This window comes from Brachybacterium vulturis (assembly GCF_002407185.1).
Taxonomy (GTDB): domain Bacteria; phylum Actinomycetota; class Actinomycetes; order Actinomycetales; family Dermabacteraceae; genus Brachybacterium; species Brachybacterium vulturis.
Genome location: NZ_CP023563.1, coordinates 2,314,239 through 2,338,849, shown reverse-complemented (window position 1 = coordinate 2,338,849; position 24,611 = coordinate 2,314,239). Strand labels below are relative to the sequence as shown.

The following is a 24,611-nucleotide window of genomic DNA, read 5'->3' as shown; positions in this document are numbered from 1 at the left end:
GGTCAGTTGGTCCGGCTGGCCAGGCGGGTGCCGGTCCAGTCCGGGGCCAGGCTCATCGAGCTCATCACCCGCAGACCGGCGACCCCGGCGCTCTCCTGGATCTCGCCGGGCATCACGTGCCCGTCCCGACCCGCCTTCGGGGTCAGCACCCACACCGGGGCTCCGGCGTCGATGTTGCGCAGGGTGTCGACCATGGCGTCGGTGAGGTCACCGTCGCCCTCGCGCCACCACAGCACGACGGCGTCCACGATCTCCTGGGTGTCCTCGTCCTCGAGCTCGTCACCGATGAGGTCCTCGATCGCGTCACGCAGATCAAGATCGACATCATCGTCGTAGCCGATCTCCTGCACGATCTGTCCCGTGGTGAAGTTCAGCGCCTCGGACAGGGAGCTGGACGAAGGGGCGTCGGACGACGGTGACAAGAAGGGACTCCTTACGAACGGTGGCAATGCATGAATGCGCCGCGTCCATGAGGGCACAGTGGCCCGAGGTCGGGTGGCGCGCGGCTGAGTCTATGTCACCTCACACCTGGACGCATCACGGGACGAGTGTCCCGCTCCGGGCACCGCGGAACAGCGATGTCCGGTGTGTCACAGAGGTGAGGGGAGTGTGAACGTCCCGCGCCGCCACGGCGACGGTAGGCTTGAGCGCACCGAGGCCGAAGGAGCCGGGCCCACCGGCGATCCTCAGCTCCCACGGCCGGTCCGTCGCCTCCCGTAGAGAGAAGGACAGTGTGACTTCGCACGAGACTCCTCGTCCCATCGGCATCAATCTGCCGAGCCATGCCCAGGATCCGGATCCGGAAGAGACCCGGGAATGGCTGGATTCGTTCGACGGTCTCGTCGAGCATCGCGGCTCCGAGCGCGCGTCCGAGATCGTCCAGAGCGTGATCCAGCACGCGCGCGAGGAGGACATCCATCTCCCCGAGTCGCTGACCACGGACTACGTCAACACGATCGACGCGGATCAGCAGCCCGAGTACCCCGGTGACGTCGAGCTCGAGAAGGAGCTGCGGAACATCAACCGCTGGAACGCGGCGATGGTCGTGCACCGCGCGCAGGCCCCCGGCATCGGCGTCGGCGGCCACCTCTCCAGCTACGCCTCGATCGCCACCATGTACGAGGTCGGCTTCAACCACTTCTTCCGTGGGCGCAACCACCCCGGCGGCGGTGACCACGTCTTCTTCCAGGGCCATGCCTCCCCCGGCATCTACTCGCGCGCCTTCATGATGGGACGCCTCTCGCAGGAGGATCTCGACGGCTTCCGCCAGGAGGTCTCCAGCGAGCACGGCATGCCCTCCTACCCGCATCCCCGCGCGATGAAGGACTTCTGGGAGTTCCCGACCGTCTCGATGGGCATCGGCCCGGTCGCCGCGATCGAGCAGGCCTCCTTCGACCGCTACCTGCAGAACCGCGGACTGAAGGACACCAGCGAGCAGCACACCTGGGCCTTCCTCGGCGACGGCGAGATGGACGAGGTCGAGTCCCGCGGCGCGCTGCACATCGCCGCCAAGGAGCACCTGGACAACCTCACCTTCGTCGTCAACTGCAACCTGCAGCGCCTGGACGGCCCGGTCCGCGGCAACGGCAAGATCATCCAGGAGCTGGAGAGCCAGTTCCGCGGTGCCGGCTGGAACGTCATCAAGGTGATCTGGGGCGCCGGCTGGGATCCGCTGCTGGAGAAGTCCACCGACGGTGCGCTCATCGACCTGATGAACGCCACCCCGGACGGCGATTACCAGACCTACCGTGCCGAGGACGGCGCCTTCATCCGTGACAACTTCTTCGGTCGCGACCCGCGCACGAAGGCGCTCGTGGAGGACCTCTCCGACGAGGACATCTGGTGGAAGCTCAACCGCGGCGGCCACGACGCGAAGAAGATCTTCGCCGCCTTCCAACAGGCCACCACCCAGCGCAACGGCAAGCCCACCGTGATCCTCGCCCACACGGTCAAGGGCTACCGTCTGGGCAAGAACTTCGCGGGTCGCAACGCGACCCACCAGATGAAGAAGTTCACGGCCGAGGACCTCAAGGGACTGCGCGACGCCCTGCGCATCCCGATCAGCGATGAGCAGCTCGAGTCCGGCGGCGTCTACGACGCGCCGTTCTACCTGCCGGACGACGACACCCCGGTGATGAAGTACCTCAAGGAGCACCGTGAGGCCCTGGGCGGCCCGGTCCCCTCGCGCCGCACCGAGCACAAGCCGCTGAACCTGCCCGGCGACAAGGCCTACGAGGTGGTCAAGCGCGGCTCCGGCAAGCAGGAGATCGCCTCGACGATGGCGCTGGTGCGCCTGCTGAAGGACCTGATGCGGGACAAGGAGACCGGCAAGCGCTGGGTGCCGATCGTCCCCGACGAGGCCCGCACCTTCGGCATGGACTCGCTGTTCCCGACGGCGAAGATCTACAACCCCGACGGTCAGAACTACCTCTCGGTGGATCGTGACCTGCTGCTGGCCTACAAGGAGTCGACCTCCGGTCAGATCAAGCACATGGGCATCAACGAGATCAGCTCCACCGCGGCGTTCACCGCGGCCGGCACCTCGTACGCCACGCACGATCTCCCGATGATCCCGTTCTACATCTTCTACTCGATGTTCGGGTTCCAGCGCACCGGCGACTTCTTCTGGGCCGCCGGTGATCAGATGGCCAAGGGCTTCGTGATCGGTGCGACCGCGGGCAAGACCACGCTCGCCGGCGAGGGCCTGCAGCACATGGACGGCCACTCGCCGATCCTGGCCTCCACGAACCCCGGCGCGGTCATCTACGACCCCATCTACGGGTACGAGCTGGGCCACATCATCCGCGACGGCCTGCAGCGCATGTACGGCGAGGACGACCGCGTGGCGGAGGTCTTCTACTACATCACGGTGTACAACGAGCCGATGGTGCAGCCGAAGGAGCCGGAGGACCTGGACGTGGAGGGGCTGCTCAAGGGCATGTACCAGCTCGAGGCCAAGCCCGAGGGCGACGGTCCCGAGGCGCAGCTGCTCGCCTCCGGCGTGGGCGTCCCGTGGGCGCTGCACGCCCGTGAGCTGCTCTCCGAGGACTGGGGCGTCCGCGCCAACGTCTGGTCGGTCACCTCGTGGACCGAGATGCGCAAGGAGGCCCTGGAGGTCGAGAAGCACAATCTCCTGCATCCCGAGGACCAGCGCACCCCGTGGATCTCCCAGCGTCTCGAGGACGTCCCGGGACCGTTCGTCGCCACCTCCGACTACGACTTCATGGTCCCGGACATGATCCGCGAGTGGATCCCGGGCGCCTACGGCGTGCTCGGGGCCGACGGCTGGGGCTTCTCGGACACCCGCCCGGCCGCCCGTCGCCACCTGAAGATCGACGCCCACTCGATGGTCGTCAAGGCCCTCCAGCTGCTCGCCAAGGAGGGGAAGGTGGACCCGTCGGTGGTCCGCGAGGCCATCGACAAGTACGACCTGACGAACGTGAACGCCGGCCAGTCCGGCTCGTTCGGCGGCGAGTCCTGATCATCCCGTCGGGCCGCCCGTCCTCGGCGACGGGCGGCCCGGCGGTCCCTTCCATCGTCGGCCCGTCTCGTCGTGCGAGCGGGCCGTCCCCCGTCTCTCCCCCCTGGAGGTCCCCGTGCTCGCGATCGTCTGTCCCGGACAAGGGGCGCAGAAGCCCGGTTTCCTGAACCCGTGGCGCGAGCTGCCCGGCGCGGAGGAGGCGCTGGCTGCGATGTCGGCACCGGCGGGCATCGATCTGCTGCGCCACGGCACCGAGTCCGATGCGGACACGATCCGCGACACCGCCGTGGCCCAGCCGCTGCTGGTGGCGGTCGGCATCATCGCCGCCTCCTCCCTGTACCAGGACCAGGACCTCCCGGCGCCCGAGGCGTTCGCCGGCCACAGCGTCGGGGAGCTGACGGCCGCCGCGCTCGGCGGAGTGCTCAGCAACGAGGATGCGATGCGCCTGGTCGCGGTGCGCTCGCAGGCGATGGCGAAGGCCGCCGCGGCCGAGCCGACCTCGATGGCGGCCGTCGTCGGCGGCACCCGCGAGGACGTCCTGGCGACGATCGAGCGCCACGGCCTCCATGCGGCCAACCTCAACTCCGCCGCCCAGGTGGTCGCCGCCGGCTCGGCCGAGCAGATCGCGGCCCTGGCGGAGGACGGCCCGGTGAAGGCGCGCGTGATCCCGCTGCCGGTCGCCGGCGCCTTCCACACCCCGTACATGGCCGGTGCCCGCGAGGAGCTGGCCGCCTTCGCCCCGAGCCTGTCCCCTCAGGATCCGACGGTGCCGCTGATCTCGAACGCGGGCGGCGAGGTCATCAGCTCCGGTGCCCGGTACCTCGAGCTGATCGTGGACCAGGTCGCCTCCCCCGTCGACTGGGAGGCCTGCATGGCGGCGCTGCGCCGTCGCGGCGTCACCGCGATGATCGAGGTCGCCCCCGCCGGCACCCTGACCGGGCTCGCCAAGCGCGAGCTCAAGGGCATCGCCCTGATGAACCTCAACACCCCCGATGACCTCGACGCCGCCCGCACCCTGGTGCGCGAGCATGCCGGCATCACCGCCGCCCCCACCGCCCAGGAGAACTGACATGGCCGTCTCCCTCACCACCCAGCCCACCGTCGCCGGTTCGCAGGTGCTCGCCTTCGGCGCGGCCCGCGGTGACCTGGTCGTGCCCAACGACGACCTGGTCGGGCCGATCGACTCCTCCGACGAGTGGATCCGCCAGCGCACCGGCATCATCACCCGCAAGCGGGCCAGCAAGGACGTCGGCGTCAAGGATCTCGCGCTCACCGCCGCGCAGGAGGCGGTCCAGCGCTCCGGCATCGACCTGGAGACCCTCGACGCGATCATCGTCTCCACGATCACCTTCCCGTACCAGACGCCGTCGCTGGCCACGCTGCTGGCCGGGCAGCTGGGCCGGCCCGACGTCATCGCCTACGACATCTCCGCGGCCTGCGCCGGCTTCGCCTACGGCATCGGCCAGGCCGATGCGCTGATCCGCTCCGGCGCCGCTCGCAACGTGCTGGTGATCGGTGCGGAGAAGCTCTCCGACGTCGTCTCCCCCACCGACCGCTCCATCTCGTTCCTGCTCGGCGACGGCGCGGGCGCCGCGGTCGTCGGCCCCAGCGAGACGCCGAAGATCGGCCCGACCGTGTGGGGCAGCGACGGGGACCACTGGGACACGATCCGCATGACCGGCTCGCTGACGGGCTTCCGCGACGGCGAGAACGGATGGCCGACCCTCGAGCAGGACGGCCGCACCGTGTTCCGCTGGGCCGTCTGGCACACCGCGGAGAAGATCCGCGAGATGCTCGACAAGTCCGGTCTGGCCGTCGAGGACATCGACGTGTTCGTGCCCCACCAGGCGAACATGCGAATCATCGACGAGCTCGCCAAGCAGCTGAAGCTGCCCGAGGACGTCGTGATCGGCCGCGACATCGCCGAGACCGGCAACACCTCGGCCGCCTCGATCCCGCTGGCCACCCACCGGTTGATCGAGGAGGGAGCGGCGAAGAGCGGTGACGTGCTGGTGCAGTTCGGCTTCGGCGCGGGCCTCGCCTATGCCGGCCAGGTGCTGATCCTGCCCTGATCCGGCCCCGATCCGTCCTCAGTGACTGTCAGCCGCGTCACGCCACGCGGTGGACACATTCCCCACCGACCAGTTACCCGCCGGTAGCATGGGTAGTCTGTGACCGCCACACATCCGCACACCTGAAGGAGCACCCATGGCACACACCGAGAACGAGATCCTCGAGGGCCTCGCCGAGATCGTCAACGAGGAGACCGGTGTCGCCACCGAGGACGTCAAGCTCGAGAAGTCCTTCACCGACGACCTCGACATCGACTCCATCTCGATGATGACCATCGTGGTCAACGCCGAGGAGAAGTTCGACGTCCGCATCCCCGACGAAGAGGTCAAGAACCTCGCCACCGTCGGCGACGCCGTCAAGTACATCGAGGGCGCTCAGAACTGAGCCCCGCCTGACGCCCGGGACGCTCCCGTCCCGGGCGTCGCCGTCTGCCTGCCGCCCCGACCCGGAGGTCCGTATGCCCGCTCCCCGTTCCCGTGTCGCCGTGACCGGCCTCGGCACCGTCAGCCCGCTCGGCGGTGACGTGACCTCCACCTGGGAGGCAGCCCTGGCCGGGACCTCCACCGCGCGCACCTTCGACAACGACTGGAAGGAGCGCTACGGGCTGTCCGTGGACTTCGCCTGCCAGCTGGTCCCCGGTGCGCTCGACTCGCTCAGCCGCCCGGAGTCCCGGAAGCTGGACCCCTCCGGTCAGTACTCCATGGTCGCCGCGCGCGAGGCCTGGGCCGACGCCGGCGCCCCCGAGGTCGCCCCCGAGCGGCTCGGCGTCGTGGTCGGCACCGGCATCGGCGGGATCTGGACGACGCTGGACCAGTGGGACGTGGTGCGCGAGCGCGGCGCCCGCCGGGTCAATCCGTTCACCGTCCCGATGCTGATGGCCAATGGCTCGGCCGCGCAGATCTCCATGGAGCTCGGTGCCCGTGCCGGCGCGCATACCCCCGTCTCCGCCTGCGCCTCCGGCGCCGAGGCCGTGGCGCTGGGGATGGCGATGATCCGCGACGGCCGTGCGGACGTGGTCGTCGTCGGCGGCACCGAGGCGTCGATCCATCCGATGACGATCGCCGCCTTCGCGAACATCCGCGCCCTCTCGACCCGCACCGATGACCCCGAGCACGCCTCGCGTCCCTACGACGTGGACCGCGACGGATTCGTCCTCGGCGAGGGCGCGGCCATCCTGGTCCTGGAGAGCGAGGAGCACGCCGCCGCCCGCGGGGCCCGCGTCTACGCCTACGCCGCCGGTCGCGGCATGGCCTCGGACGCGCACCACATCTCGGCGCCGTCGGCCGAGGGCCAGGCTCGCGCGGTGCGCGAAGCCGTGGAGGATGCCGAGCTCACCGCCCGCGACGTCGTCCACGTCAACGCCCATGGCACCTCGACCCCGCTCGGCGACATCAACGAGCTGTGCGCGGTCTCCGACGCGCTGGACGGGGTCACCGACCAGATCGTGGTCACCTCGACCAAGTCGATGACCGGTCACCTGCTGGGCGGCGCCGGAGCACTGGAGTCCGTGTTCTCGGTGCTGGCCGCGCACCACCGGACGGCACCGCCGACCATCAACATCGACACCCTCGATCCCGAGGCGCAGATTCGGGTCGCGCAGAACACCCCGGCCGAGCTGCCCGGCGGCGACATCGCCGTGCTGAACAACGCCTTCGGCTTCGGCGGCCACGACATCGCCGTGGTGTTCACCAGCGCCTGAGCGGCACTGCCGCGCCGACGCGGGCGGCCTGGGACGGCACGAGGCGTCACGGCCTCGAGAACGAGGTGCGGAGCACCTTCCTCACCGGAAGGCGTTGCGCACCTCGTCCTCGTGCGGGGAGCTCAGCTGACGCGGTGCAGCCAGCGCATCGGCACGCCCTCGCCGGCGTGACGGTAGATCTCGAGGTCCTCGTCCCAGGGACCGCCCAGGGCGATGCCGAGCTCGCGGCGCAGCGCCACCGGATCGTCGCCGGCCCGTTCCAGGCAGGTGCGCACATGGTCCTCGGTGAGCACGATGTTGCCGGCGTGGTCCGTCGCCGCGTGGTGGATGCCGAGCTCCGGCGTGCAGCTCCAGCGCGCGCCGTCTACCGCGGAGGTTGATTCCTGGGTGACCTCGAAGCGGACCTCGTGCATGCCGCGCAGGGCGCTGACCAGGAGCGCGCCGGTGTCCTCGCGTCCGCGCCAGGTCATCTCCGCCCGCTGCAGCCCGCGACTGACCGGCTGGTCCTCCCAGCGGATGCGTGCGGGCGCGCCGAGGACTCCGCTGGCGGCCCATTCGATGTGCGGTGTGAGGGCCCGCGGAGCGGAGTGGATGTACAGAACGCCCTGGGTCATCTCGTTCCTTCCGGTGTCCGATGCGTCTTCCCCAACGAATCGGTACTGCGGAGGGATCTGATGACAGCGAGTGCCTGTCCATGCAGAGCTTAGAGGGTCTCCCTGATCTGGCGCAATGCGCGCTTCTTCACGGAGCGTTCGAGGCCGTCGATGTAGAGGACCCCGTCGAGGTGCCCGACCTCGTGCTGGATGAGCCGCGCCACGAGGCCCTCCCCCGCCAGTTCGATCTCCTGCCCCTCGACGTCCATGCCCACGCAGCGTGCGTAGGCGGAACGGGTGCGCGGGAAGAACAGCTCGGGCACGGAGAGGCAGCCCTCGTCGTCGTGCTGCAGCTCCTCGGAGAGCTCGACGATCACGGGATTGAGGATGCAGCCCAGGCCGCCCTCCTCCCCGAGGTTCCAGGAGAAGGCGCGCAGGCTGATCCCGATCTGGTTGGCGGCCACGCCCGCGCGGCCCTCGTCGTCGACGGTGTCCAGCAGGTCCTGCACCAGGGCACGGGTGCCATCGGTGATCGTCCTGATCGGATCGCAGGGGGTGCGCAGCACCGGATCGCCGACGATGCGGATGGGGCGGACGGTCATGCCTGTCCCGTCTGCGGGGTGTCGGGCTCCTCGGTGCCGAGGACGCGGTGGGTGACCTCCGCGCCGCCCGCGACGGTGCGCTCGACCGTGCAGCCGGCGGCGACCGCGCGCCCGAAGACCGTCACCACGGCGGCGATCTCCTGCGCGGTGAGCCCCTCGAGCGGGAGCTGCACCTCCTCGGCGATCGTGAGGTAGCGGTTCTGCTCGTCGTCGGAGGTGCCGTGCGCCCACAGCCGCATGTCGTGGTCCTCGCCGAGGCGGCGGGAGAGGTTCGCGTCGCTGCTCATGCCGGCGCAGCCGATCAGGGCGAGCTTCAGCAGCTCTCCGGGGCTGATCTCCCCCTCGCCGTGCCCGATCGGGATCTCGACGCCGCGCTGGTTGCAGCCCTTCAGCGTGCGTTCTCCGGTGCGGTCCGCCCAAACGCTGCCGGGACCGAAGTTCCCCGGGAGCTCGAAGCGATCATCGGGGACGGTGTGCATCGTCCTTCTCCTTCGCGAGAACCATCTGGACATGAGACAGCCCCGGGGATCCCCCGGGGCTGTGCTCCTGTGCTCCCGCACTTGGATTCGAACCAAGAACCGCTCGATTAACAGTCGAGTGCTCTGCCGTTGAGCTATGCGGGATCGACCTGCACGACGATAGCAGGGATCCGGGGCGCTCCGCATCCCGGAACCCCGCCTCGACCGGCCACTATGACGAAGGTAACCCCGCGTCGGAGGCCTCAGGGACCGCCGGTGCGGGCGCCGCCCCCTCGGGCCGCGTGGAGTCGCGCACCACCAGCACGGGCTCGATCGCCCGGGACTCCTGGACCGACTCCGCAGAGGAGCCGCGCCGGTTCCGGCTCGCCCCGATCACCTCGAGCAGGCGGGTCGCGGCGACCCGGCCGTACTCGATGGCCGAGCGGCCGATGGCGGTGATCGGAGGGCGGTGGGTGCGGGTCAGCGCCGAGTCCTCGTAGCTCGCGACCGCGACGTCCTCGGGGATCCGGGACCCGGCCTCCTCCAGCACATGGGTTCCGGCCAGTGCCATCTCGTCGCTGTCGAAGACGATCGCGGTGGGAGGCTCCCGGCGGGCCAGCAGTGCGGCGGTGGCGACCTCGGCACCGCGCGTGCCGAAGCCGGCGTCCTGCGTGATCGCGTCGATGCCGAGCTCGGCGCAGCGCTCGGTGAATGCACGATCACGCAGCAGGGTGTGGAGGAAGTCCTCGTTGCCCGCCACGCGTGCGAGACGACGGTGGCCGAGTCCCGCCAGATGATCCACCAGCAGACGGGTGGCGTGGGCGTCGTCGACGTAGACGGAGGGCAGGGAGCCGTGGTGGCCAGGGCCGCCGACGACGAGTGCGGGCAGCCCGAGGTCCTCGAGCGCCGGGATGCGGGGATCGTCCTGCCGCAGATCCACGACCACCACGCCGTCGACCCGGCGCTGCGCGAACCAGCGGCGGTAGGTCTCGATCTCCGCGTCGGTGGTCTCGACGATCTTCATCTGGAGCGAGTAGTCGCGGCGGCTGAGGACCTCCTGCAGCCCGGCGACGAAGGCGCCGAAGAACGCCTCGGTGCCGAGCACCTCCGCCGGCCTGGCCAGCACCATGCCGACCGTGAGCACCGGGGCCCCGGCGAGGGCGCGGGCGGCGGGCGAGGGCTCCCACCGCAGCTCCGCAGCGATGGCCATGATCCGCTCCCGGGTCGCGTCCGAGACTCCGGACCTGCCGTTCACGGCGAGGGAGACGGCCGCCGGGGTGACCCCGGCGCGACGGGCGATGTCCGCGATCGTGACGCGCTGGCCCCGGCCGCTGCCCGACTGCCGCGGCTGCTTGCTGGTGGTCATCATCCACCCTCTCCGGCCGACATCACGGCATCGGCCCACAACGTCAACTAAACCGCTATAGTAGCAGGAAGCGCCCGAGACGGCACCGGGCCGACGATATCCGGCGATCCGGCGACCACCTCCGGCGCGTCGCTGCGCACACCGCCCCCGAGCATTGTCCGACGGAAGGACATGATGTCTGCCTCCCCGCATACCCCGACCGGCACCGCTCCGGTGCGTTTCGGTGTGAACTACACTCCGCGGCAGGGATGGTTCCATTCCTGGCTCGACCTGGACCTGGACGCCGTCGGAGAGGACCTGACCGCCGTCGCGTCCCTCGGCGCCGATCATATCCGTCTGTTCCCGCTGTGGCCGCTGCTCCAGCCCAACCGCACCCTGATCCGCCCCCGCGCCCTCGATGACGTGCGCGCCGTGGTCGACATCGCCGCGCAGCTCGGGATGGACGTCGTGGTCGACGCGATCCAGGGACATCTCTCGAGCTTCGACTTCGTCCCCAGCTGGTTGGCGACCTGGCACCGCCGCAACATGTTCACCGACCCCGAGGTGGTGACGGCCACCGCCCAGCTGGTGCGCGCCCTCGCGCAGCGGCTGGCCGACGCCCCGAACCTGCTGGGCCTCTCCCTGGGCAACGAGGTCAACCAGTTCTCCGCCTCCAACCATCCCGACCCCGACGGCCTCACGGTCCCGGAGGCGGAGGCCTGGACGCGGACGCTCCTGGACGCCGCCCGCGACGGTGCCCCTCAGGGGATGCACACCGTGGCCAACTACGACGCCGCCTGGTTCATGGACGACCACGCCTTCACCCCGGACCAGTCCGCACAGCTCGGCGACGCGACCGTGGTCCATTCCTGGATCTTCGACGGCACCGGCCAGCGCTACGGCGCCCGCTCCCACGAGGTCGCCCATCGCACCGAGTACTACCTCGAGCTGGCTCGTGCCTTCTCCCCCGCGCCGGAGCGTCCGCTCTGGCTCCAGGAGGTCGGCGCCCCCCGCAGCATCCTCGAGGAGACGGACGTCCCGTGGTTCGTGCGCAGCACCGTCGAGAACTCGCTGCAGTGCCCTGAGCTCTGGGGCATCACCTGGTGGTGCTCGCACGACGTCTCCCGCTCGTTGGCGGACTTCCCGCCGCTCGAGCACACCCTGGGCCTGTTCGACGAGGACGGCCGGCTCAAGAACTCCGGCGCCGCCTTCCGGGACGCCATCGCCGCGGCTCGCGAGCAGCCTGCCCCGGCTCCCCGGGGACGTGCGATCGACCTGCCCGTCGGCCCGGACCCGCTGCTGCTGCGCAGCGCGGCAGCGCCCGGCGGCTCGGTCTTCGAGCAGTGGATGGAGGCCTCGCGCGCCGGGGAGCGGCCCACCCTCCGTGTGGTCCGCGAGCTGGCCGACGTCACCGCCGGTGACACCCGCACCGGCGGGGCGGCAGCGACGCGCGTCAGCCTCTGACCGCGACGGATGGCTCCCGGTGGCCGGGCAGGTCACCGGGGGTCTCCGTGATAGATTCCTGACCGCCCTGCACGCAGGGTACGGGCCAGTAGCTCAGCCGGTCAGAGCAGCGGACTCATAATCCGTCGGTCGCGGGTTCAAGCCCCGCCTGGCCTACCTGACCTGCAGTTTCACTCCATTCGGGACGTAGCGGAACCTGCAGGAGCGAGTTGAGAGCGCGAGATGATCTCTCTGTCTCGCATGCGCGACTGCTGCGGCACCGCGCGTGCGCATCAGCCGGACCGGGTGCCGTGGCCCTCGGCATCCGGTTCGGCGCGGAGCCGGTCGGCGATCTCCTCCTCGGGTCGGGGCGCGATCTTCTCGTCGTCCTCGAGCTCGGGGATCGGTTCCTCCCCCGGAGCGGGGTCGTACTCAGGCTGCTCACGTGGTGCGATCATCACAGGTCCTCCGATGCCGTGGCACTCCAGAATACGTTCACCGTCCCGCCACGTCGGCTCCTTCGTCGTCTCACGGGCGATGAGCCAGGATCCGTCGGATAGGGATGGGCATGGTGCGACCACGCCGCGACATCCTGCGCAGGTAGTGAGCGACCTCGCTCTCGCGCGCCGCCTAAGGTCCGCGCAGATAGAACGATGCGGCTGCCTCGGCTGCGCGATCGGCGCTGAGCTCGCACCGATACGTGCGGCGGATGTCCTCCCTCACCGCAAGGCCGTTCTCGGCGAACAGGCGACGAGGCCGCCGCAGCAGCGGGTCGTTGCGGTAGCTGAGAGGTCCGCGTGCGGCGCGGACCAGCCCGGCTCCGAAGACGAGATCACCGAGCCCGGTCGGTGTCGTCGGGACGATCGCGACGAAGACCCCGCCGGGGCGGAGGGCGCGGCGGACCTCTCCGAGCACGGCGGAGAGATCGGGCAGGATCATGAGCGCCATCGAGCAGACGACCGTGGCGGCGATGCCCGTCTGCACCGGCAGTGCGTGTGCAGATCCCTGGGTGATCCGGTGTGCACCACGGTGCCGAGCGAGGTCGAGTTCGGCGCTGGAGAGATCCACGCCGAGGTATCGACCCGCGAGGCGCGGGCTCCAGAGCGGCGCGCTCCCGCAGGCGACATCGACGACGAGCCCGCTGCCACCGACAGCGTCGGCCACCCAGTCGTACGGCGTGGTGCCACGGGCGTCGAGGCTGTGGGAGAGGAGGCGTTCTGTGATGCCCGGGCGGTCCGCATGGAAACCGGCGAGGTAGGCGTCCCACTCCGCGCCTGCGCCTGGCTCATTCATCTGCGCTTCACGCCCCGCCGGGCGCGCCATGAGGCACGGCGGCGCATCAGCGAGGCGAGACGGCCGGCCATGCCTTCTCGGAGCCGACGCTGCGACTCCTGGATCGCAGCGTTCCAGAGCCCGTCGCTGTAGGTCGGGTACGAATGCATGACGGACGTCAGACGCTGGACGGTGATGCCCTGGTCCACGGCCAGGGTCAGTTCGCCGAGGGTCTCGCCCGCTCGCGGGCCGACGATCGTGCCGCCGAGGATCCGACCGCGCCGGTCGACGATGATCCGGGTGAAGCCTGCTGTGTCGTCCTCCGCGACGGCACGGTCCACGTGCACGTGTCGCACGGTGGCGACGCGGTCACGGCCCGTCGGCTCCTGCGTGCCGACGGACGCGATCTCCGGTGCCGTGAACAGCACTCGGGGCGCTCCTGCGTCGTGCATCGTCCTGCGGGTCCCGAGCAGTGCGTTGCGCGCCGCGACGGCGCCGCTGACGCCGGCCACATGGGCGTGCTTCGGGAGCCAGGTCACATCACCTGCGGCCCAGATGGACGGGTTGTCCGTGCGCAGGGTGGGATCGCAGGAGATCCAGCCGCAGTCATCGGTCTCCACGCCGGTGGCGATCAGCCCGAGCTGATCCACGCCGGCTCGTCGCCCGGTCGCGACGAGGACCCGGTCGGCGTCCACGCGGGTGCCGTCGTCGAGCAGCGCCGCACACTCCTGGCTCGCGTCGCGATGGAACCGGACCACGCAGCGGCCGGTGAGGACGCGGACCCCGTCGACCTCGAGAGCCGAGCGCACGAGCTCCCGAGCCTCAGGGATCTCGCCCGGGAGGATGTCTGGGCCACGGAGGATGATCGTGACCTGCACGCCGAGGCGGGCCAGCGCCTGCCCGAGCTCACAGGCGATCGCACCGCCCCCGACGACGACCATCCGTTCGGGAAGCTCACGGAGCTCCCAGATCGTGTCGCTGGTCAGTGGGTCCACCTCGGCCAGGCCCGGGATCCCGGGCACGCTCGGACGCGATCCGGTCGCGACGATGGCGCGGGTGAACTCGACCGAACGCCCGCCGACGATCATGGATTGGTCCCCGGTGAACATCGCCTCGCCCTGCAGCGTCCTCACGCCGATGCCCCGCAGGGCCTCGGGAGAATCATCCGGCGCGATGCTCTCCCTCGCGCTGTCGATGCCGGTGAACACGTCGTGAGCCTCGAGAACTCCAGCGCTCCGACGGCGGGCAGGTGGCGCCCGGCGCGCCTGGGCGATGAGCGACTTGGACGGCACGCACCCCGTCCACAGGCAATCGCCGCCCCAGCGGTGCCGCTCGATCAGCAGCACCTCTGCGCCGAGCAGCCGTGCGGTCCTCGCAGCGGTCAACCCGGCGCTGCCGGCACCGACGACGACCAGCTCCCAAGGCTTCTCATCAGGCTCCATCGGCATCCCTTCCGGTCATGGATCGTGTCTGGAGGATCGATCGCCATCGCATTCCGGCAGACTACGCACCGTCACTCTCGGCTCCTGTGCGCTCGATCACCGAACGTCGCCCGCGAGATCTCTAGTGTCAGGCCATCAGATCAACGATGGGAGAGACACCATGACTGCTCACACTCTCGACTCCACCGGTCATCGCACCGCAGCCGCAGGACGTCCGACCCTGGCCGGTGCGCTCGGCGGCGTTGCCGGCGGGCTCGTCTTCGGCACGATGGTGTCTCTGATGGGCCCCTGATCTTTGCGCTCCTCACCGCAGAAGTCACCATCCTGATCAGCAGGGGGCGGGCATGAACGAGATCGACCCACGGGGCGCTTCTCACGCACCCCGCACGTCCAGCTCACCCACGAGCAGGTCGCCGGAGTGATCGGAGCGACCTGGGAGGCCACCAGCCGGGTGTTCGGCGACTTCGCCGTGCGCGGGCTGATCCGGTCAGGACGAGGCCGCGTCCTCCTCACAGACCCCGCCGGACTGCGTCTGCTCGGACGAGACACGGCTTGATGAGCCCTCTCGAGGGGTTCCGGTGTCATTCCGGGGCCGACGACTGCTGTCCAGTCGGCTCGGATGATGTGGTGACTGGACACGCCAACTGCCGGCGGCTCCGCTGCCGTGACACCACAGAATACGTTCCGCAGCCCGGGTGCGGGTCCGGCCAGGGGTCCGAGGGCGGCAGGGTGTCCAGGATCGCGGCCGTCACACCGGTGGCCTCAGCGATGGCGAAGGCGGGGTGCGGCGGGTCCATTCCCGGTAGCGGCGGTCGATGTCGGCGCGTTTCGCCATGGGCCCAGGGGGTTGTGCGCGGCAAACACCTCGACCACCCCGGCGTGCACGTCGGACCTGACCAGACGGACTCCACCACGCCCGCGGCCGACCTGGTCAGCGACGAGCCTGCACCAGGCTGCGCCCATCTCGAAGGTGGCGACGTGCATGCCGGGGAATTCGCGATGCCCGTCGCCGTTGACGCCGGTCGCGACCAGGACAACGGCGTTGATCACCCGTCCGCCCTCGCAGCGCTTCGTCGGCAGCACGTCCGCGGCCACGAATATGAGCGGGCCACAGAGCTGATGGACGCCGGCCCGATGTCCGTGATCAGTTCGGCATGACAGTGATCAGGCGCGGATGACGGTGGTCTTGACCGGGGTCGGATTCTGGAAGATGTCGAGCACCGGGCAATGGGCATCGACGGCTTCGCGCAGCTCGTCATAGCGCTCGTTCGTCTCCGGTCCGGAGATCTCGATGTCGAGCCGCACCTCGGAGAACCCGGCGCGCACGGACTCGTCGGCGCCGAACAGTCGCGCCGCGTCCAGATCGGCCTCGGCCCTGATGACGATGTCGTCGAAGGGAATTCCGAGCTGCTGCGCGTAGAGGCGATAGACGACGACCTGGCAGCCGACCAAAGCGCCCAGGGCGTATTCGACCGGGCTGCTCCCGATGTCATCGCCGGCCAGCACCGCAGGCTCGTCGACGACGAAGGAGTGCTTGCCGGCACGCACTGTCGTCGCGACTGAACCGGCGCCGATTCCTTCGACCGCGTAGTTCAGATGGGCGTTCGAGCGATTGGCATCGATACGCTCGGCCCACGCGTTTCCGGCGTCCGTGAGCCGGGCGGCGCGATCCTCGACGGTGATCTCGGGGACGGCGGACTGGATGCTTGCGGTGATCGTCATGACGTCGACGATAGAAGTGCCTGCTGCGGGCGCCAAGAGGAGCGAATTCTGCCGTCATCGAGCGTCATATGGCGCCATTGTGGTTGCCGACCGGATCCACCTCATCGACTCTCTCGAAGGGGGATCTTGGCGCCCGTCTTCGCTGGTCATGAGAGGATGGTGCCGTTGATCCGTCAGTCGCGGATTCACGCCCCACCTGGCCGACCGGACCGTACACCGCATGGTCGATGCGTCGGTCAGTTCTCCGTGGTGAGAGCCGACCGGCGTCTCCGTCTCGCAGGAAGTGTCGATGTCTCACGAGGATGCACTGACCGCTTACGTCCATGAGCACGCCGAGCGCGCGGCCCAGGGGCTGCTGCGCATCGAGCGCGCCGGTGAGGACGAACTGGAGCGGGAGCTGACGGTCGAGGCCGTGCACGAGACCCGCACCTCGCTGCGCCGCCTGCGGGCGACCCTGCGCACGTTCCCGGAGTCCTTCGCGCACGCCCCCGTCGCCGCCACCACGACCGACCGCGACCTGCGGTTCGTCGCCCGCACCCTCAGCGAGCTGCGCGACACCGACGTGCTCGCTCAGGATCTGCTCGCGCAGGTCGAGGCCCTGCCCGCCTCGCTGGTCCTCGGCCCGGTCCGGGAGGAGCTCGCCGACGCGCTCGCCCAGCGACGTCGGACCGCGGTCGCCCACGTCGCCGCACGCCATGGCAGAGCGCGCTGGCGCGGTGCCGTGGACCAGCTCGGGTCGTGGCAGCAGGATCCGCCGCGCCTCGTCGAGCGGGAGCCGCTGCGCCTGCTCGAGGGCGTACGGGACGAGGTCCGCGCACGGCTCCGGTCGGCGGACGGCGAGCCGCACGCCCTGCACTCGGCCCGCAAGGCCGCCAAACGCTGGCGCTATGCCGCGGAGCTCCTGCTCCCGGTGGAACCGGGCGCCGCCGCGCACTACGACGCTGCGACGACGGTCCACGTCCAGCTCGGGTTGATGCAGGACGCGGTGGTGGCCACGGGATTCCTGCTCGAGCATGCGCACGCCGGCGGAGCCCGCGGTCACAACGCGTTCACGACCGGGCTGCTCCACCAGCGCGCCCAGCAGCGGATCCAGGACATCGCCGCACAGGCTCCGCATCTGCTCTGAGCGTCGTCGGTCAGTCCTGCAGCGCACGCAGCGCTCGGCGGCGGCCCTGCACCTGAGCCAGACGCGCCATGATCTCCTGGTGGCGCTCGGCGTCGGAGGGGTCGGTGCGCTGCAGGCGCTGCTTGAGCACCGAGTACTCGCGGGTGAGGGACAGCTCCGCGAGCCGGTCCAGCAGGGAATGCGCGAGGCGCCGCAGCCCGTCCTCGTCCCGCGCCGGCAGGTCGAGGTTCGCGATCTCCACGATCAGCGGGCGCACCGTCTCACCGGCGATCTCCAGGACCTGTTCGAGATAGCGGGCGGCATGGAGCTGCCCCTCCACGGCATCCAGCAGGGTGCCGGCGGCGAGCATCACGTCCCAGACTCCCTGCAGCGCCGAGACGTGGAAGGCGTCGTCCGGCAGGGTGGCGACCTTCTCGGCCTCCAGTAGCCGCGGGGCCTGGAGCATCACCGCGAGCGACTGGGTCTCGACCTGGCCCACGGGGTCGCGGGGGCTGACCACATCCGCGAGGCGGGCGGCCGGGATCGCAGGCTCCTCGCCCGCGGCTCCGGCGGCCGGGGTCTCCGGGGCGGGCCGCTGCGGCTCCGTCCGCTGGGCGGCGCGCCCCTCGCTGCGGGCGGCGTCGTGCACGGCCCGCAGCACCGTGCCCTCGTCCATCCCCAGCCAGCCGGACAGCCGCCGCGCGTACTCGGGCCGCATCGCCCGGTCGCGGATGCGGGCGACCACCGGGGCGGCCATCCGCAGCGCGGTGACCTGGCCCTCGACGGTGTCGAGGTCGACCTGGGAGATGGCGGTGCGGATCGCGAACTCGAACAGCGGCCGACGGGTCTCGATCAGTTCCCGCACCGCCTGGTCGCCCTGCTGGATCCGCAGCTCGCAGGGGTCCATGCCGCTGGCCTCGACCGCGACGTAGGTCTGGGCGACGAAGCGCTGGTCCTCCTCGAAGGCGCGCAGCGCGGCCTTCTGCCCGGCGGCGTCGCCGTCGAAGGTGAAGATCACCTCGCCGGCCAGTCCTCGGCCGTCCGTGTTCAGCCGCAGTCCGGCCGAGGGGTTCGAGTCCCCCATCACCCGGCGCACGATCTTCACGTGCTCGGGGCCGAAGGCGGTGCCGCAGGACGCGACCGCGGTGGTGACCCCGGCCAGATGGGCGGCCATCACGTCGGTGTAGCCCTCGACCACCACCACCCGGTGCTGGGAGGAGATCTCCTTGCGGGCGATGTCCAGGCCGTACAGCACGCTGGACTTGTGGTAGATCGCGGTCTCGGGGGTGTTGAGGTACTTGGGACCCTTGTCGGACTCCAACAGGCGGCGCGCGCCGAAGCCGATGGTGTTGCCGGTGATGTCGCGGATCGGCCAGACCAGACGGCCCCGGAAGCGGTCGTAGACCCCGCGCTGGCCCTGGGAGACGAGCCCGCTGGCGGTCAGCTCCGCCTCGGTGAAGCCGCGTCCCCGCAGCACTCCGGTCAGCGACTCCCAGCCCTCGGGCGCGAACCCGACCCCGAAGTGGGCGGCGGCCTCCTGGTCGAAGCCGCGCTCGGTGAGGAATCGGCGCCCCACCTCGGCGGCCGGGGTGCCCAGCTGCTCGCGGTAGTACTCCTCGGCGATCGCGTGCGCGTCCAGCAGCCGGCGCCGGGTGCCGAAGTCAGGACGGTCGCCGCGGCCCTCGCCGGTATCCTCGTACTGCAGCTGGACGCCGTAGCGGGCGGCCAGCATCTCGACCGCTTCGACGAAGCTGAGGTGGTTGACCTTCTGGACGAAGGAGATCACGTCCCCGCCCTCGCCGCAGCCGAAGCAGTGCCAGTGGCCCAGCTGCGGGCGGATGTTGAAGGAGGGGGTCTTCTCGTCGTGGAAGGGGCACAGGCCCTTCATCGAACCGATCCCGGCGGTGCGCAGCGTGACGTGCTCGGAGACCACCTCGTCGAGCCTCGCGCGTTCGCGCACGGAGTCCACGTCGGCGCGACGGATCAGTCCCTGGGCCACGGGCTCAGAGCTCCGGTCCGAGGCCCGGCAGCGGGGTGTCCGCGGCGGTCACGTGGGAGACGGCGCGGTCGAAGAGCGCGCCGTGCAGCTGGCGCGCGGTGACATCGGTGAAGGAGGCGATCTGATCGACCACCACGCGGCGGCGGCCGTCGTCGTCGCCCGCATCGTGCCAGAGCTCGGTGAACAGGGGGCTGAGGTACTGGGTGCCGGTGTTCCACAGCCGCGAGTAGAGGTCCTGGATGATCTCCTCCTGCGCCTCGTAGACCGGCTGCTGCGAGGCGGCGGACATCACGTACGCAGCCGCGAGGCCCTTGAGCACCGCGATCTCGAGATGGGTCTGCTCGGGCACCACCATGTCGCCGCTGTAGCGGGAGAGCGGGCCCTCGCCGTGGGCGCTGCGGGTCGCGACGATCGCGGAGCGGGTGAAGCGCCCGATGAGCTGGCTGGCCATGTTCTTCAGCGCAGCGGCCGAGCGCATCGAGCCGGTGAAGGAGGCCAGCCAGCTCGGTTCGGCCTCGAGCCGGGTCAGCGCCGCATCGAGCTCCGCGATGGACTCGCCCGGCATATACCAGTCCTGGACCACGTACAGGGCCGCGGCGCGCTCCATCGGGTCCTGCAGCGCCTGCAGATCTATGGTGCGACCGGTGATCGCGTCCTCGATGTCGTGCACGGAGTATGCGATGTCGTCGGCGAGGTCCATCACCTGCGCCTCGAAGCACTGGCGCCCCGGCACCGCGCCCTCGCGCGCCCAGGTGAAGACGTCCAGATCGTCGGCATAGGCACCGAACTTCGGCGAGGCGGGGTTCGGGCCCTGCCCTCGGGTCCAGGGGTACTTGATCGCCGCATCGACGCTCGCCCGGGTGAGGTTCAGTCCGTAGGGCCGCTCCTCCCCCACCAGCTTGGGCTCCAGCCGCGTGAGCAGGCGGAGGGTCTGCGCGTTGCCCTCGAAACCGCCGAAGTCGGCGGCGAGGGAGTCGAGCACCTTCTCCCCGTTGTGGCCGAAGGGCGGGTGGCCGAGGTCGTGGGAGAGGCAGGCGGCATCGACGATGTCGGGATCGCAGCCGAGCTCCGCCCCGATGTCACGGCCCACCTGCGCGACCTCGAGGGAATGGGTGAGGCGGGTGCGCACGAAGTCGTTCGCCCCCGCGCCGAGCACCTGGGTCTTGGCACCGAGCCGGCGCAGCGCCGAGGAGTGCAGCACGCGGGCACGATCGCGCTGGAACGGGGTGCGGGCCTGGGACTTGGGCGGCTCGGACACCCAGCGCTCGAGATCGTGCGCGGTGTAGACCGCAGGCGGTGGCACATCGCCCACCGCCGACGGTGGCGCGGGGTGCAGGGACATCGGCTCAGCCCCCCGACGTGTCGAGCTCGGCCTCGTGGAGGCGGGCGGCGTGCTCAGTGCTGAGCTCGCGGGAGGTCATCCAGCCCTCGGGCACGTGCGCCTTCTTGGGCGTGCCGGCGCGGCCGCGCGGGCCCTCCACGGCGGCGCCCGGGTAGGGACTGGCCAGGTCGAGCTCGGCGAGCTTCGCGTCGAGGTCGGCGAGGGACTCCATGGTGGCCAGGCGGTGCCGCATCTCCCCGCCGACGGGATAGCCCTTGAAGTACCAGGCCACGTGCTTGCGCAGGTCGCGCACGGCGCGGCCCTCGTCCTCGTAGTACTCCACCAGCAGCTCGGCGTGGCGGCGCAGGATCGTCGCGACGTCCCCCAGCGTGGGGCGCACCCGATCGGGCTTCCCGGCGAAGGCGGCGGCCAGATCCGCGAACAGCCAGGGCCGGCCCTGGCAGCCGCGGCCGACGACGACGCCGTCGCAGCCGGTCTGCTCCATCATCTCGATCGCGTCCTCAGCGGACCAGATGTCGCCGTTGCCGAGCACCGGGATGTCGGTGACCAGCTCCTTGAGCTCGGTGATCGCCTGCCAGCGCGCCTGGCCGGAATAGTGCTGGACCACGGTGCGGCCGTGCAGCGCGATCGCCGCGGCCCCGACCTCCTGGGCGATCAGCCCGGCGTCGCGGAAGGTGCGGTGCTCGTCGTCGATGCCGATGCGGGTCTTGACCGTGACCGGCACCTCGGGGCCGGCGGCCTGGACGGCGGCGCTGACGATGCGGGTGAACAGCTCGGTCTTCCACGGCAGCACACCGCCCCCGCCGCGACGGGTGACCTTGGGGACGGGGCAGCCGAAGTTCAGATCGATGTGGTCGGCGAGATCGCGCTCGCGGATCATCTCCACCGCACGGCGCACCGTGGCGGGGTCCACTCCGTACAGCTGCACCGAGCGGGGCGTCTCCCGCTCCCCCATGGTCACCAGGCGCCAGGACTCCTTGTGGTCCTCGACCAGGGCGCGCGTGGTGACCATCTCGCCCACGTACAGGCCGCCGTCGTCCTCGCTGTGCAGCGCACCGAACTCACGGCACAGCAGGCGGAACGCCATATTCGTGATCCCGGCCATCGGTGCCAGCACCACGGGGGTGTCGATGGTGTGCGGGCCGATCGTGAGGGCGCGACGGGCCGCGCCGGTGCCCGGCACGGACGTGGAGCCGCGGGCCGGGGCGACGGTGGGGCGGAGCGCCTGGGGTGCGGTGTCGAGGGTGGTCATCGTCTCGATTGTCCCATCTGGCACTGTCACCCGGGAGGGGTGGCGGGGGTGATGTGCATCGGCACCCGATGGGGAGGAGGGAACCGGGCTGTTGGTCCTGGGCCGGAGGCGGGAGCGACGGGATGATGGGAGCAGCGGCGCACCCGTCCCTTCCCCGCCCTCGCGCCGACCGTCGCACGACGAAGGAGGCACGAGATGACCGCCAGGACGCCCGGACTCCGCGAGGCCCCGCGCATCGGCTTCGTGGCCCAGATCGAGCACACCGGCATCCGCTCCGAGGGAGGGACCGTCACCAGTGACGGCCTCGAGCAGGGCATCGAGCTGTTCCTCGCCGCCGAGGACCTCGGGTACGACGTCGGGTACGTGCGCACCCGGCACCTGCAGGACACGCTCTCCTCCCCGCTGCTGTTCCTGGCGGCGCTGGGGCGGCGCACCGCCCGGATCGAGCTCGGCACCGCGGTGATCCCGCTGCGCTTCGAGAACGCGGGCCGGCTCGCGGAGGACCTCGCCACTGCGGACCTGCTCACCGGGGGCCGGCTCCGACCCGGCGTGAGCTCCGGCCACTCGGCGCACGAGGCGATGTACACCCGCGCCTTCGGGGCGGTGCCGGAGCGCGCCGAGCACGTGGACCGGGTGCTGCACGATCTGGTCTCGCTGCTGGACGGGGAGATCGTCGCGGGCGCCGACCGCCACGTCGAGGAGCTCGCGGCCGGCAGCCCGCTGCGCCTGCAGCCGCAGGTGCCCGGGCTCCGCGACCGGCTCGCCTACGGCGCCGCCGATCCGCGACGGGCGGCGAGGGCGGGAGCTCTCGGCCTCCGCCTGCAGCTGGCCACCATGGCGCCGGACGACGGCTCGGGGCGTCCGTTCGCCGAGCTGCAGCTCGAGGCGCTGGAGGCGTATCGCAGCGCCTCGCGGGAGGCGGGCCATGGCGAAGGGCACGTGATGGTCAGCCGCCAGATGATCCCGGTGCGCAGCGACGCCGAGCTGGAGCGCTACCTGACCCTCCTCCCCCGGGAACGTGCCCCGGAGGCCCGGATCGTCGGCGAGCACCGGGGCCGGGAGATCGGCGGGCACGAGGCGGTGTTCAGCGAGGTGGTGCTGGATCAGCCCGCGGCGGTCGCCCGGGCGCTGTGGGAGGACCCGGTGGTCCGCGCCGCCGACGAGATCGTCCTCGTGCTGCCGCTCGGGGCGTCGCTGAGGGAGCAGCAGGACCTGCTGCGGACCTTCGGGGCGCTGGTGGTCCCGCCGCTGCAGATGGTGCTCTCCCGCGGCGGCGGGGCGGCGGGCTGAGCCGGCCGCGCCGCCGCGAGGCCGTTCAGGCCCCGATGAGGCGCGCGGCGAGGTAGGACTCGACCTGGTCCAGCGCCACCCGCTCCTGCGCCATGGTGTCGCGCTCGCGGATGGTGACGGACTGGTCCTCGGCGGTCTCGAAGTCGACCGTGAGGCAGAACGGGGTGCCGATCTCGTCCTGGCGACGGTAGCGACGACCGATCGCCTGGGTGACGTCCAGGTCGACGTTCCAGTGCGTGCGCAGCCGGTCGGCGAGCTGGGTGGCGCGCGGCACGAGGTCCTCGCTCTTGGACAGCGGCAGCACGGCGACCTTGACCGGGGCGAGGCGCGGATCGAGCTTGAGCACGGTGCGCTTGTCGACCCCGCCCTTGGCGTTGGGGGCCTCGTCCTCGCAGTAGGCGTCGACCAGGAAGGCCATCATGGCGCGGGTGAGTCCGAAGGAGGGCTCGATGACGTACGGCGTGAAGCGCTCATCGGCGGCCTGGTCGAAGTACTGCATCTTCGTTCCCGAGCCCTCGGTATGGCTGTTCAGATCGAAGTCGGTGCGGTTGGCGATGCCCATCAGCTCGCCCCATTCGCTGCCCTGGAAGCCGAAGCGGTACTCCAGGTCGATGGTGCCGGCGCTGTAATGGGCCCGCTCGTCCTCGGGGACATCGAAGCGGCGCAGGTTGTCCGCGTCGATGCCGAGGTCGATGAACCAGTCCCAGCAGGCCTCGACCCACTCCTTGAACTGCTGATCGGCCTGGGCCGGCGGGGTGAAGTACTCGATCTCCATCTGCTCGAACTCCCGGGTGCGGAAGATGAAGTTGCCGGGGGTGATCTCGTTGCGGAACGCCTTGCCGACCTGGCCGATGCCGAAGGGCGGCTTCTGGCGGGTGGCGGTGACGACGTTGAGGAAGTTCACGAAGATGCCCTGCGCGGTCTCGGGACGCAGGAAGTGCAGGCCCGCCTCGTTGTCGACCGCGCCGAGGTAGGTCTTGACCAGGCCGGAGAACTGCTGCGGCTCGGTGAACTCGCCGCGGGTGCCGCAGTTGGGGCAGGCGATCTCAGCCATGCCGCCCTCCGGGGCGCGGCCCTTCTTCTCCTCGAAGGCCTCCAGCAGGTGGTCCTCGCGGAAGCGGTTGTGGCAGCTCTTGCACTCCACCAGCGGGTCGGTGAAGGTCTCGAGGTGACCGGAGGCCTCCCACACGCGCTTGGGCAGGATGATCGAGGAGTCCAGGCCCACCATGTCGCCGCGGGACTGCACGAAGGTGCGCCACCACTGCTTCTTGATGTTCTCCTTGAGCTCCACGCCGAGCGGGCCGTAGTCCCATGCGGAGCGGGTTCCGCCGTAGATCTCACCGGCCGGGAAGACGAAGCCGCGCTTCTTGGCGAGTGCGATGACGTTGTCCAGCGTGCTGGCGGGGGCCTTGGCCACGGGGAGACTCCTGGTGACGGTGGGGGGACGGAACCGTCCCAGCATAGTCATCCGGCAGGCTGTGACGGTCCCCACG

At 70.5% G+C, this 24,611-nt stretch carries 23 protein-coding genes, 2 tRNA genes and 1 pseudogene; 11 read left to right on the top strand and 15 right to left on the bottom strand.

The window, feature by feature from the left end:
• Nucleotides 1-2: 2 nt before the first annotated feature.
• Entirely contained in the window at nt 3-422 is a 420-nt protein-coding gene (locus tag CFK38_RS10500; RefSeq protein WP_096803017.1) for a DUF3052 domain-containing protein, read from the bottom strand.
• Between the two features lie 311 nt (nt 423-733).
• Between CFK38_RS10500 and aceE the strand changes: the two genes are divergently transcribed.
• The 5 genes from aceE to CFK38_RS10475 all read left to right on the top strand — a co-directional run bounded on the left by aceE (nt 734) and on the right by CFK38_RS10475 (nt 7,253).
• Nucleotides 734-3,481, top strand: a complete 2,748-nt coding sequence (gene aceE, locus CFK38_RS10495) for a pyruvate dehydrogenase (acetyl-transferring), homodimeric type (protein WP_096803016.1) — start codon at nt 734-736, stop codon at nt 3,479-3,481.
• A 115-nt stretch (nt 3,482-3,596) separates the two neighbouring features.
• On the top strand, nt 3,597-4,550 hold the full coding sequence (locus tag CFK38_RS10490) for an ACP S-malonyltransferase (RefSeq protein ID WP_096803015.1): 954 nt from the start codon (nt 3,597-3,599) through the stop codon (nt 4,548-4,550).
• Nucleotide 4,551: 1 nt separating this feature from the next.
• Entirely contained in the window at nt 4,552-5,553 is a 1,002-nt protein-coding gene (locus CFK38_RS10485) for a beta-ketoacyl-ACP synthase III (protein WP_096803014.1), read from the top strand.
• Nucleotides 5,554-5,689: 136 nt separating this feature from the next.
• Nucleotides 5,690-5,938 (top strand): acyl carrier protein, encoded by a 249-nt coding sequence (locus CFK38_RS10480; protein WP_015775709.1) that lies wholly within the window; start codon nt 5,690-5,692, stop codon nt 5,936-5,938.
• 73 nt (nt 5,939-6,011) lie between these two features.
• Nucleotides 6,012-7,253, top strand: a complete 1,242-nt coding sequence (locus tag CFK38_RS10475; protein ID WP_096803013.1) for a beta-ketoacyl-[acyl-carrier-protein] synthase family protein — start codon at nt 6,012-6,014, stop codon at nt 7,251-7,253.
• A gap of 122 nt (nt 7,254-7,375) precedes the next feature.
• Here the strand turns inward: CFK38_RS10475 and CFK38_RS10470 are convergent, their stop codons facing one another.
• From CFK38_RS10470 to CFK38_RS10450, 5 genes are all read right to left on the bottom strand, one after another.
• Complete coding sequence (locus CFK38_RS10470) at nt 7,376-7,867, bottom strand: DUF3145 domain-containing protein (RefSeq protein WP_096803012.1); 492 nt, start codon at nt 7,865-7,867, stop codon at nt 7,376-7,378.
• A gap of 89 nt (nt 7,868-7,956) precedes the next feature.
• Nucleotides 7,957-8,448, bottom strand: a complete 492-nt coding sequence (def, locus tag CFK38_RS10465) for a peptide deformylase (protein ID WP_096803011.1) — start codon at nt 8,446-8,448, stop codon at nt 7,957-7,959.
• Nucleotides 8,445-8,927: an OsmC family protein gene (locus tag CFK38_RS10460; protein WP_096803010.1), complete on the bottom strand. Its 483-nt coding sequence runs from the start codon at nt 8,925-8,927 to the stop codon at nt 8,445-8,447. The genes def and CFK38_RS10460 overlap by 4 nt, the downstream gene beginning before the upstream one ends.
• A 72-nt stretch (nt 8,928-8,999) precedes the next feature.
• Nucleotides 9,000-9,071 (bottom strand) — tRNA-Asn (locus CFK38_RS10455).
• A 67-nt stretch (nt 9,072-9,138) separates the two neighbouring features.
• The gene (locus tag CFK38_RS10450; protein WP_157773445.1) at nt 9,139-10,275 is read right to left on the bottom strand and encodes a LacI family DNA-binding transcriptional regulator; all 1,137 of its coding nucleotides are present in this window, start codon (nt 10,273-10,275) and stop codon (nt 9,139-9,141) included.
• Nucleotides 10,276-10,443: 168 nt separating this feature from the next.
• Here CFK38_RS10450 and CFK38_RS10445 point away from each other — a divergent pair, with 168 nt between their 5' ends.
• On the top strand, nt 10,444-11,715 hold the full coding sequence (locus CFK38_RS10445; protein WP_245850991.1) for a glycoside hydrolase 5 family protein: 1,272 nt from the start codon (nt 10,444-10,446) through the stop codon (nt 11,713-11,715).
• Between the two features lie 82 nt (nt 11,716-11,797).
• Nucleotides 11,798-11,871, top strand: a tRNA-Ile gene (locus CFK38_RS10440).
• Between the two features lie 116 nt (nt 11,872-11,987).
• On the opposite strand, the gene CFK38_RS17160 is transcribed toward CFK38_RS10440, so the two are convergent.
• From CFK38_RS17160 to CFK38_RS10430, 3 genes are all read right to left on the bottom strand, one after another.
• A complete protein-coding gene (locus CFK38_RS17160; RefSeq protein WP_157773444.1) occupies nt 11,988-12,152 on the bottom strand; it encodes a hypothetical protein in 165 nt (54 codons plus the stop codon).
• 172 nt (nt 12,153-12,324) lie between these two features.
• The gene (locus CFK38_RS10435) at nt 12,325-12,987 is read right to left on the bottom strand and encodes a class I SAM-dependent methyltransferase (protein WP_157773443.1); all 663 of its coding nucleotides are present in this window, start codon (nt 12,985-12,987) and stop codon (nt 12,325-12,327) included.
• Nucleotides 12,984-14,408, bottom strand: a complete 1,425-nt coding sequence (locus tag CFK38_RS10430; RefSeq protein ID WP_096804317.1) for a dihydrolipoyl dehydrogenase family protein — start codon at nt 14,406-14,408, stop codon at nt 12,984-12,986. Before CFK38_RS10430 ends, CFK38_RS10435 begins: the two co-directional genes overlap by 4 nt.
• A 160-nt stretch (nt 14,409-14,568) precedes the next feature.
• Here CFK38_RS10430 and CFK38_RS17790 point away from each other — a divergent pair, with 160 nt between their 5' ends.
• Both CFK38_RS17790 and CFK38_RS17895 read left to right on the top strand, forming a co-directional pair.
• Nucleotides 14,569-14,700 (top strand): hypothetical protein, encoded by a 132-nt coding sequence (locus tag CFK38_RS17790; RefSeq protein WP_275542277.1) that lies wholly within the window; start codon nt 14,569-14,571, stop codon nt 14,698-14,700.
• Nucleotides 14,701-14,805: 105 nt separating this feature from the next.
• Nucleotides 14,806-14,964 (top strand): annotated as a pseudogene (locus CFK38_RS17895) (helix-turn-helix domain-containing protein); the annotation flags it as partial.
• Nucleotides 14,965-15,170: 206 nt separating this feature from the next.
• Here CFK38_RS17895 and CFK38_RS10420 read toward each other — a convergent pair.
• Both CFK38_RS10420 and CFK38_RS10415 read right to left on the bottom strand, forming a co-directional pair.
• Nucleotides 15,171-15,503, bottom strand: a complete 333-nt coding sequence (locus CFK38_RS10420; RefSeq protein WP_420835777.1) for a transposase — start codon at nt 15,501-15,503, stop codon at nt 15,171-15,173.
• Nucleotides 15,504-15,572: 69 nt separating this feature from the next.
• Nucleotides 15,573-16,166 (bottom strand): OsmC family protein, encoded by a 594-nt coding sequence (locus tag CFK38_RS10415; protein ID WP_338025006.1) that lies wholly within the window; start codon nt 16,164-16,166, stop codon nt 15,573-15,575.
• A gap of 253 nt (nt 16,167-16,419) precedes the next feature.
• On the opposite strand from CFK38_RS10415, the gene CFK38_RS10410 reads away from it, so the two are divergent.
• On the top strand, nt 16,420-17,256 hold the full coding sequence (locus CFK38_RS10410; protein WP_157773442.1) for a CHAD domain-containing protein: 837 nt from the start codon (nt 16,420-16,422) through the stop codon (nt 17,254-17,256).
• Nucleotides 17,257-17,266: 10 nt separating this feature from the next.
• Here CFK38_RS10410 and dnaG read toward each other — a convergent pair whose 3' ends face one another.
• The 3 genes from dnaG to dusB are packed head-to-tail and all read right to left on the bottom strand — an operon-like array spanning nt 17,267 to nt 21,828.
• Nucleotides 17,267-19,234 (bottom strand): DNA primase, encoded by a 1,968-nt coding sequence (gene dnaG / locus CFK38_RS10405; protein ID WP_096803005.1) that lies wholly within the window; start codon nt 19,232-19,234, stop codon nt 17,267-17,269.
• 4 nt (nt 19,235-19,238) lie between these two features.
• The gene (locus tag CFK38_RS10400) at nt 19,239-20,576 is read right to left on the bottom strand and encodes a deoxyguanosinetriphosphate triphosphohydrolase (protein WP_096803004.1); all 1,338 of its coding nucleotides are present in this window, start codon (nt 20,574-20,576) and stop codon (nt 19,239-19,241) included.
• A gap of 4 nt (nt 20,577-20,580) precedes the next feature.
• A complete protein-coding gene (gene dusB, locus CFK38_RS10395; RefSeq protein ID WP_275542276.1) occupies nt 20,581-21,828 on the bottom strand; it encodes a tRNA dihydrouridine synthase DusB in 1,248 nt (415 codons plus the stop codon).
• Between the two features lie 195 nt (nt 21,829-22,023).
• On the opposite strand from dusB, the gene CFK38_RS10390 reads away from it, so the two are divergent.
• Nucleotides 22,024-23,118 carry an LLM class flavin-dependent oxidoreductase gene (locus CFK38_RS10390; protein WP_096803003.1) on the top strand — a complete coding sequence of 365 codons (1,095 nt, stop codon included), beginning with the start codon at nt 22,024-22,026 and terminating at the stop codon, nt 23,116-23,118.
• Between the two features lie 25 nt (nt 23,119-23,143).
• On the opposite strand, the gene CFK38_RS10385 is transcribed toward CFK38_RS10390, so the two are convergent.
• The gene (locus CFK38_RS10385; protein WP_096803002.1) at nt 23,144-24,535 is read right to left on the bottom strand and encodes a glycine--tRNA ligase; all 1,392 of its coding nucleotides are present in this window, start codon (nt 24,533-24,535) and stop codon (nt 23,144-23,146) included.
• Nucleotides 24,536-24,611 lie beyond the last annotated feature (76 nt).

Excerpts from the sequence above, each read along its gene's own strand:
- CFK38_RS10485 (WP_096803014.1), top strand. The coding sequence starts at position 4,552 with ATGGCCGTCTCCCTCACCACCCAGCCCACCGTCGCCGGTTCGCAGGTG.
- CFK38_RS10480 (WP_015775709.1), top strand. The coding sequence starts at position 5,690 with ATGGCACACACCGAGAACGAGATCCTCGAGGGCCTCGCCGAGATCGTC.
- CFK38_RS10475 (WP_096803013.1), top strand. The coding sequence starts at position 6,012 with ATGCCCGCTCCCCGTTCCCGTGTCGCCGTGACCGGCCTCGGCACCGTC.
- CFK38_RS10470 (WP_096803012.1), bottom strand. The coding sequence starts at position 7,867 with ATGACCCAGGGCGTTCTGTACATCCACTCCGCTCCGCGGGCCCTCACA.
- def (WP_096803011.1), bottom strand. The coding sequence starts at position 8,448 with ATGACCGTCCGCCCCATCCGCATCGTCGGCGATCCGGTGCTGCGCACC.
- CFK38_RS10460 (WP_096803010.1), bottom strand. The coding sequence starts at position 8,927 with ATGCACACCGTCCCCGATGATCGCTTCGAGCTCCCGGGGAACTTCGGT.
- CFK38_RS10450 (WP_157773445.1), bottom strand. The coding sequence starts at position 10,275 with ATGATGACCACCAGCAAGCAGCCGCGGCAGTCGGGCAGCGGCCGGGGC.
- CFK38_RS10445 (WP_245850991.1), top strand. The coding sequence starts at position 10,444 with ATGATGTCTGCCTCCCCGCATACCCCGACCGGCACCGCTCCGGTGCGT.
- CFK38_RS17160 (WP_157773444.1), bottom strand. The coding sequence starts at position 12,152 with ATGATCGCACCACGTGAGCAGCCTGAGTACGACCCCGCTCCGGGGGAG.
- CFK38_RS10435 (WP_157773443.1), bottom strand. The coding sequence starts at position 12,987 with ATGAATGAGCCAGGCGCAGGCGCGGAGTGGGACGCCTACCTCGCCGGT.
- CFK38_RS10430 (WP_096804317.1), bottom strand. The coding sequence starts at position 14,408 with ATGGAGCCTGATGAGAAGCCTTGGGAGCTGGTCGTCGTCGGTGCCGGC.
- CFK38_RS17790 (WP_275542277.1), top strand. The coding sequence starts at position 14,569 with ATGACTGCTCACACTCTCGACTCCACCGGTCATCGCACCGCAGCCGCA.
- CFK38_RS10410 (WP_157773442.1), top strand. The coding sequence starts at position 16,420 with ATGTCTCACGAGGATGCACTGACCGCTTACGTCCATGAGCACGCCGAG.
- CFK38_RS10400 (WP_096803004.1), bottom strand. The coding sequence starts at position 20,576 with ATGTCCCTGCACCCCGCGCCACCGTCGGCGGTGGGCGATGTGCCACCG.
- dusB (WP_275542276.1), bottom strand. The coding sequence starts at position 21,828 with ATGACCACCCTCGACACCGCACCCCAGGCGCTCCGCCCCACCGTCGCC.
- CFK38_RS10390 (WP_096803003.1), top strand. The coding sequence starts at position 22,024 with ATGACCGCCAGGACGCCCGGACTCCGCGAGGCCCCGCGCATCGGCTTC.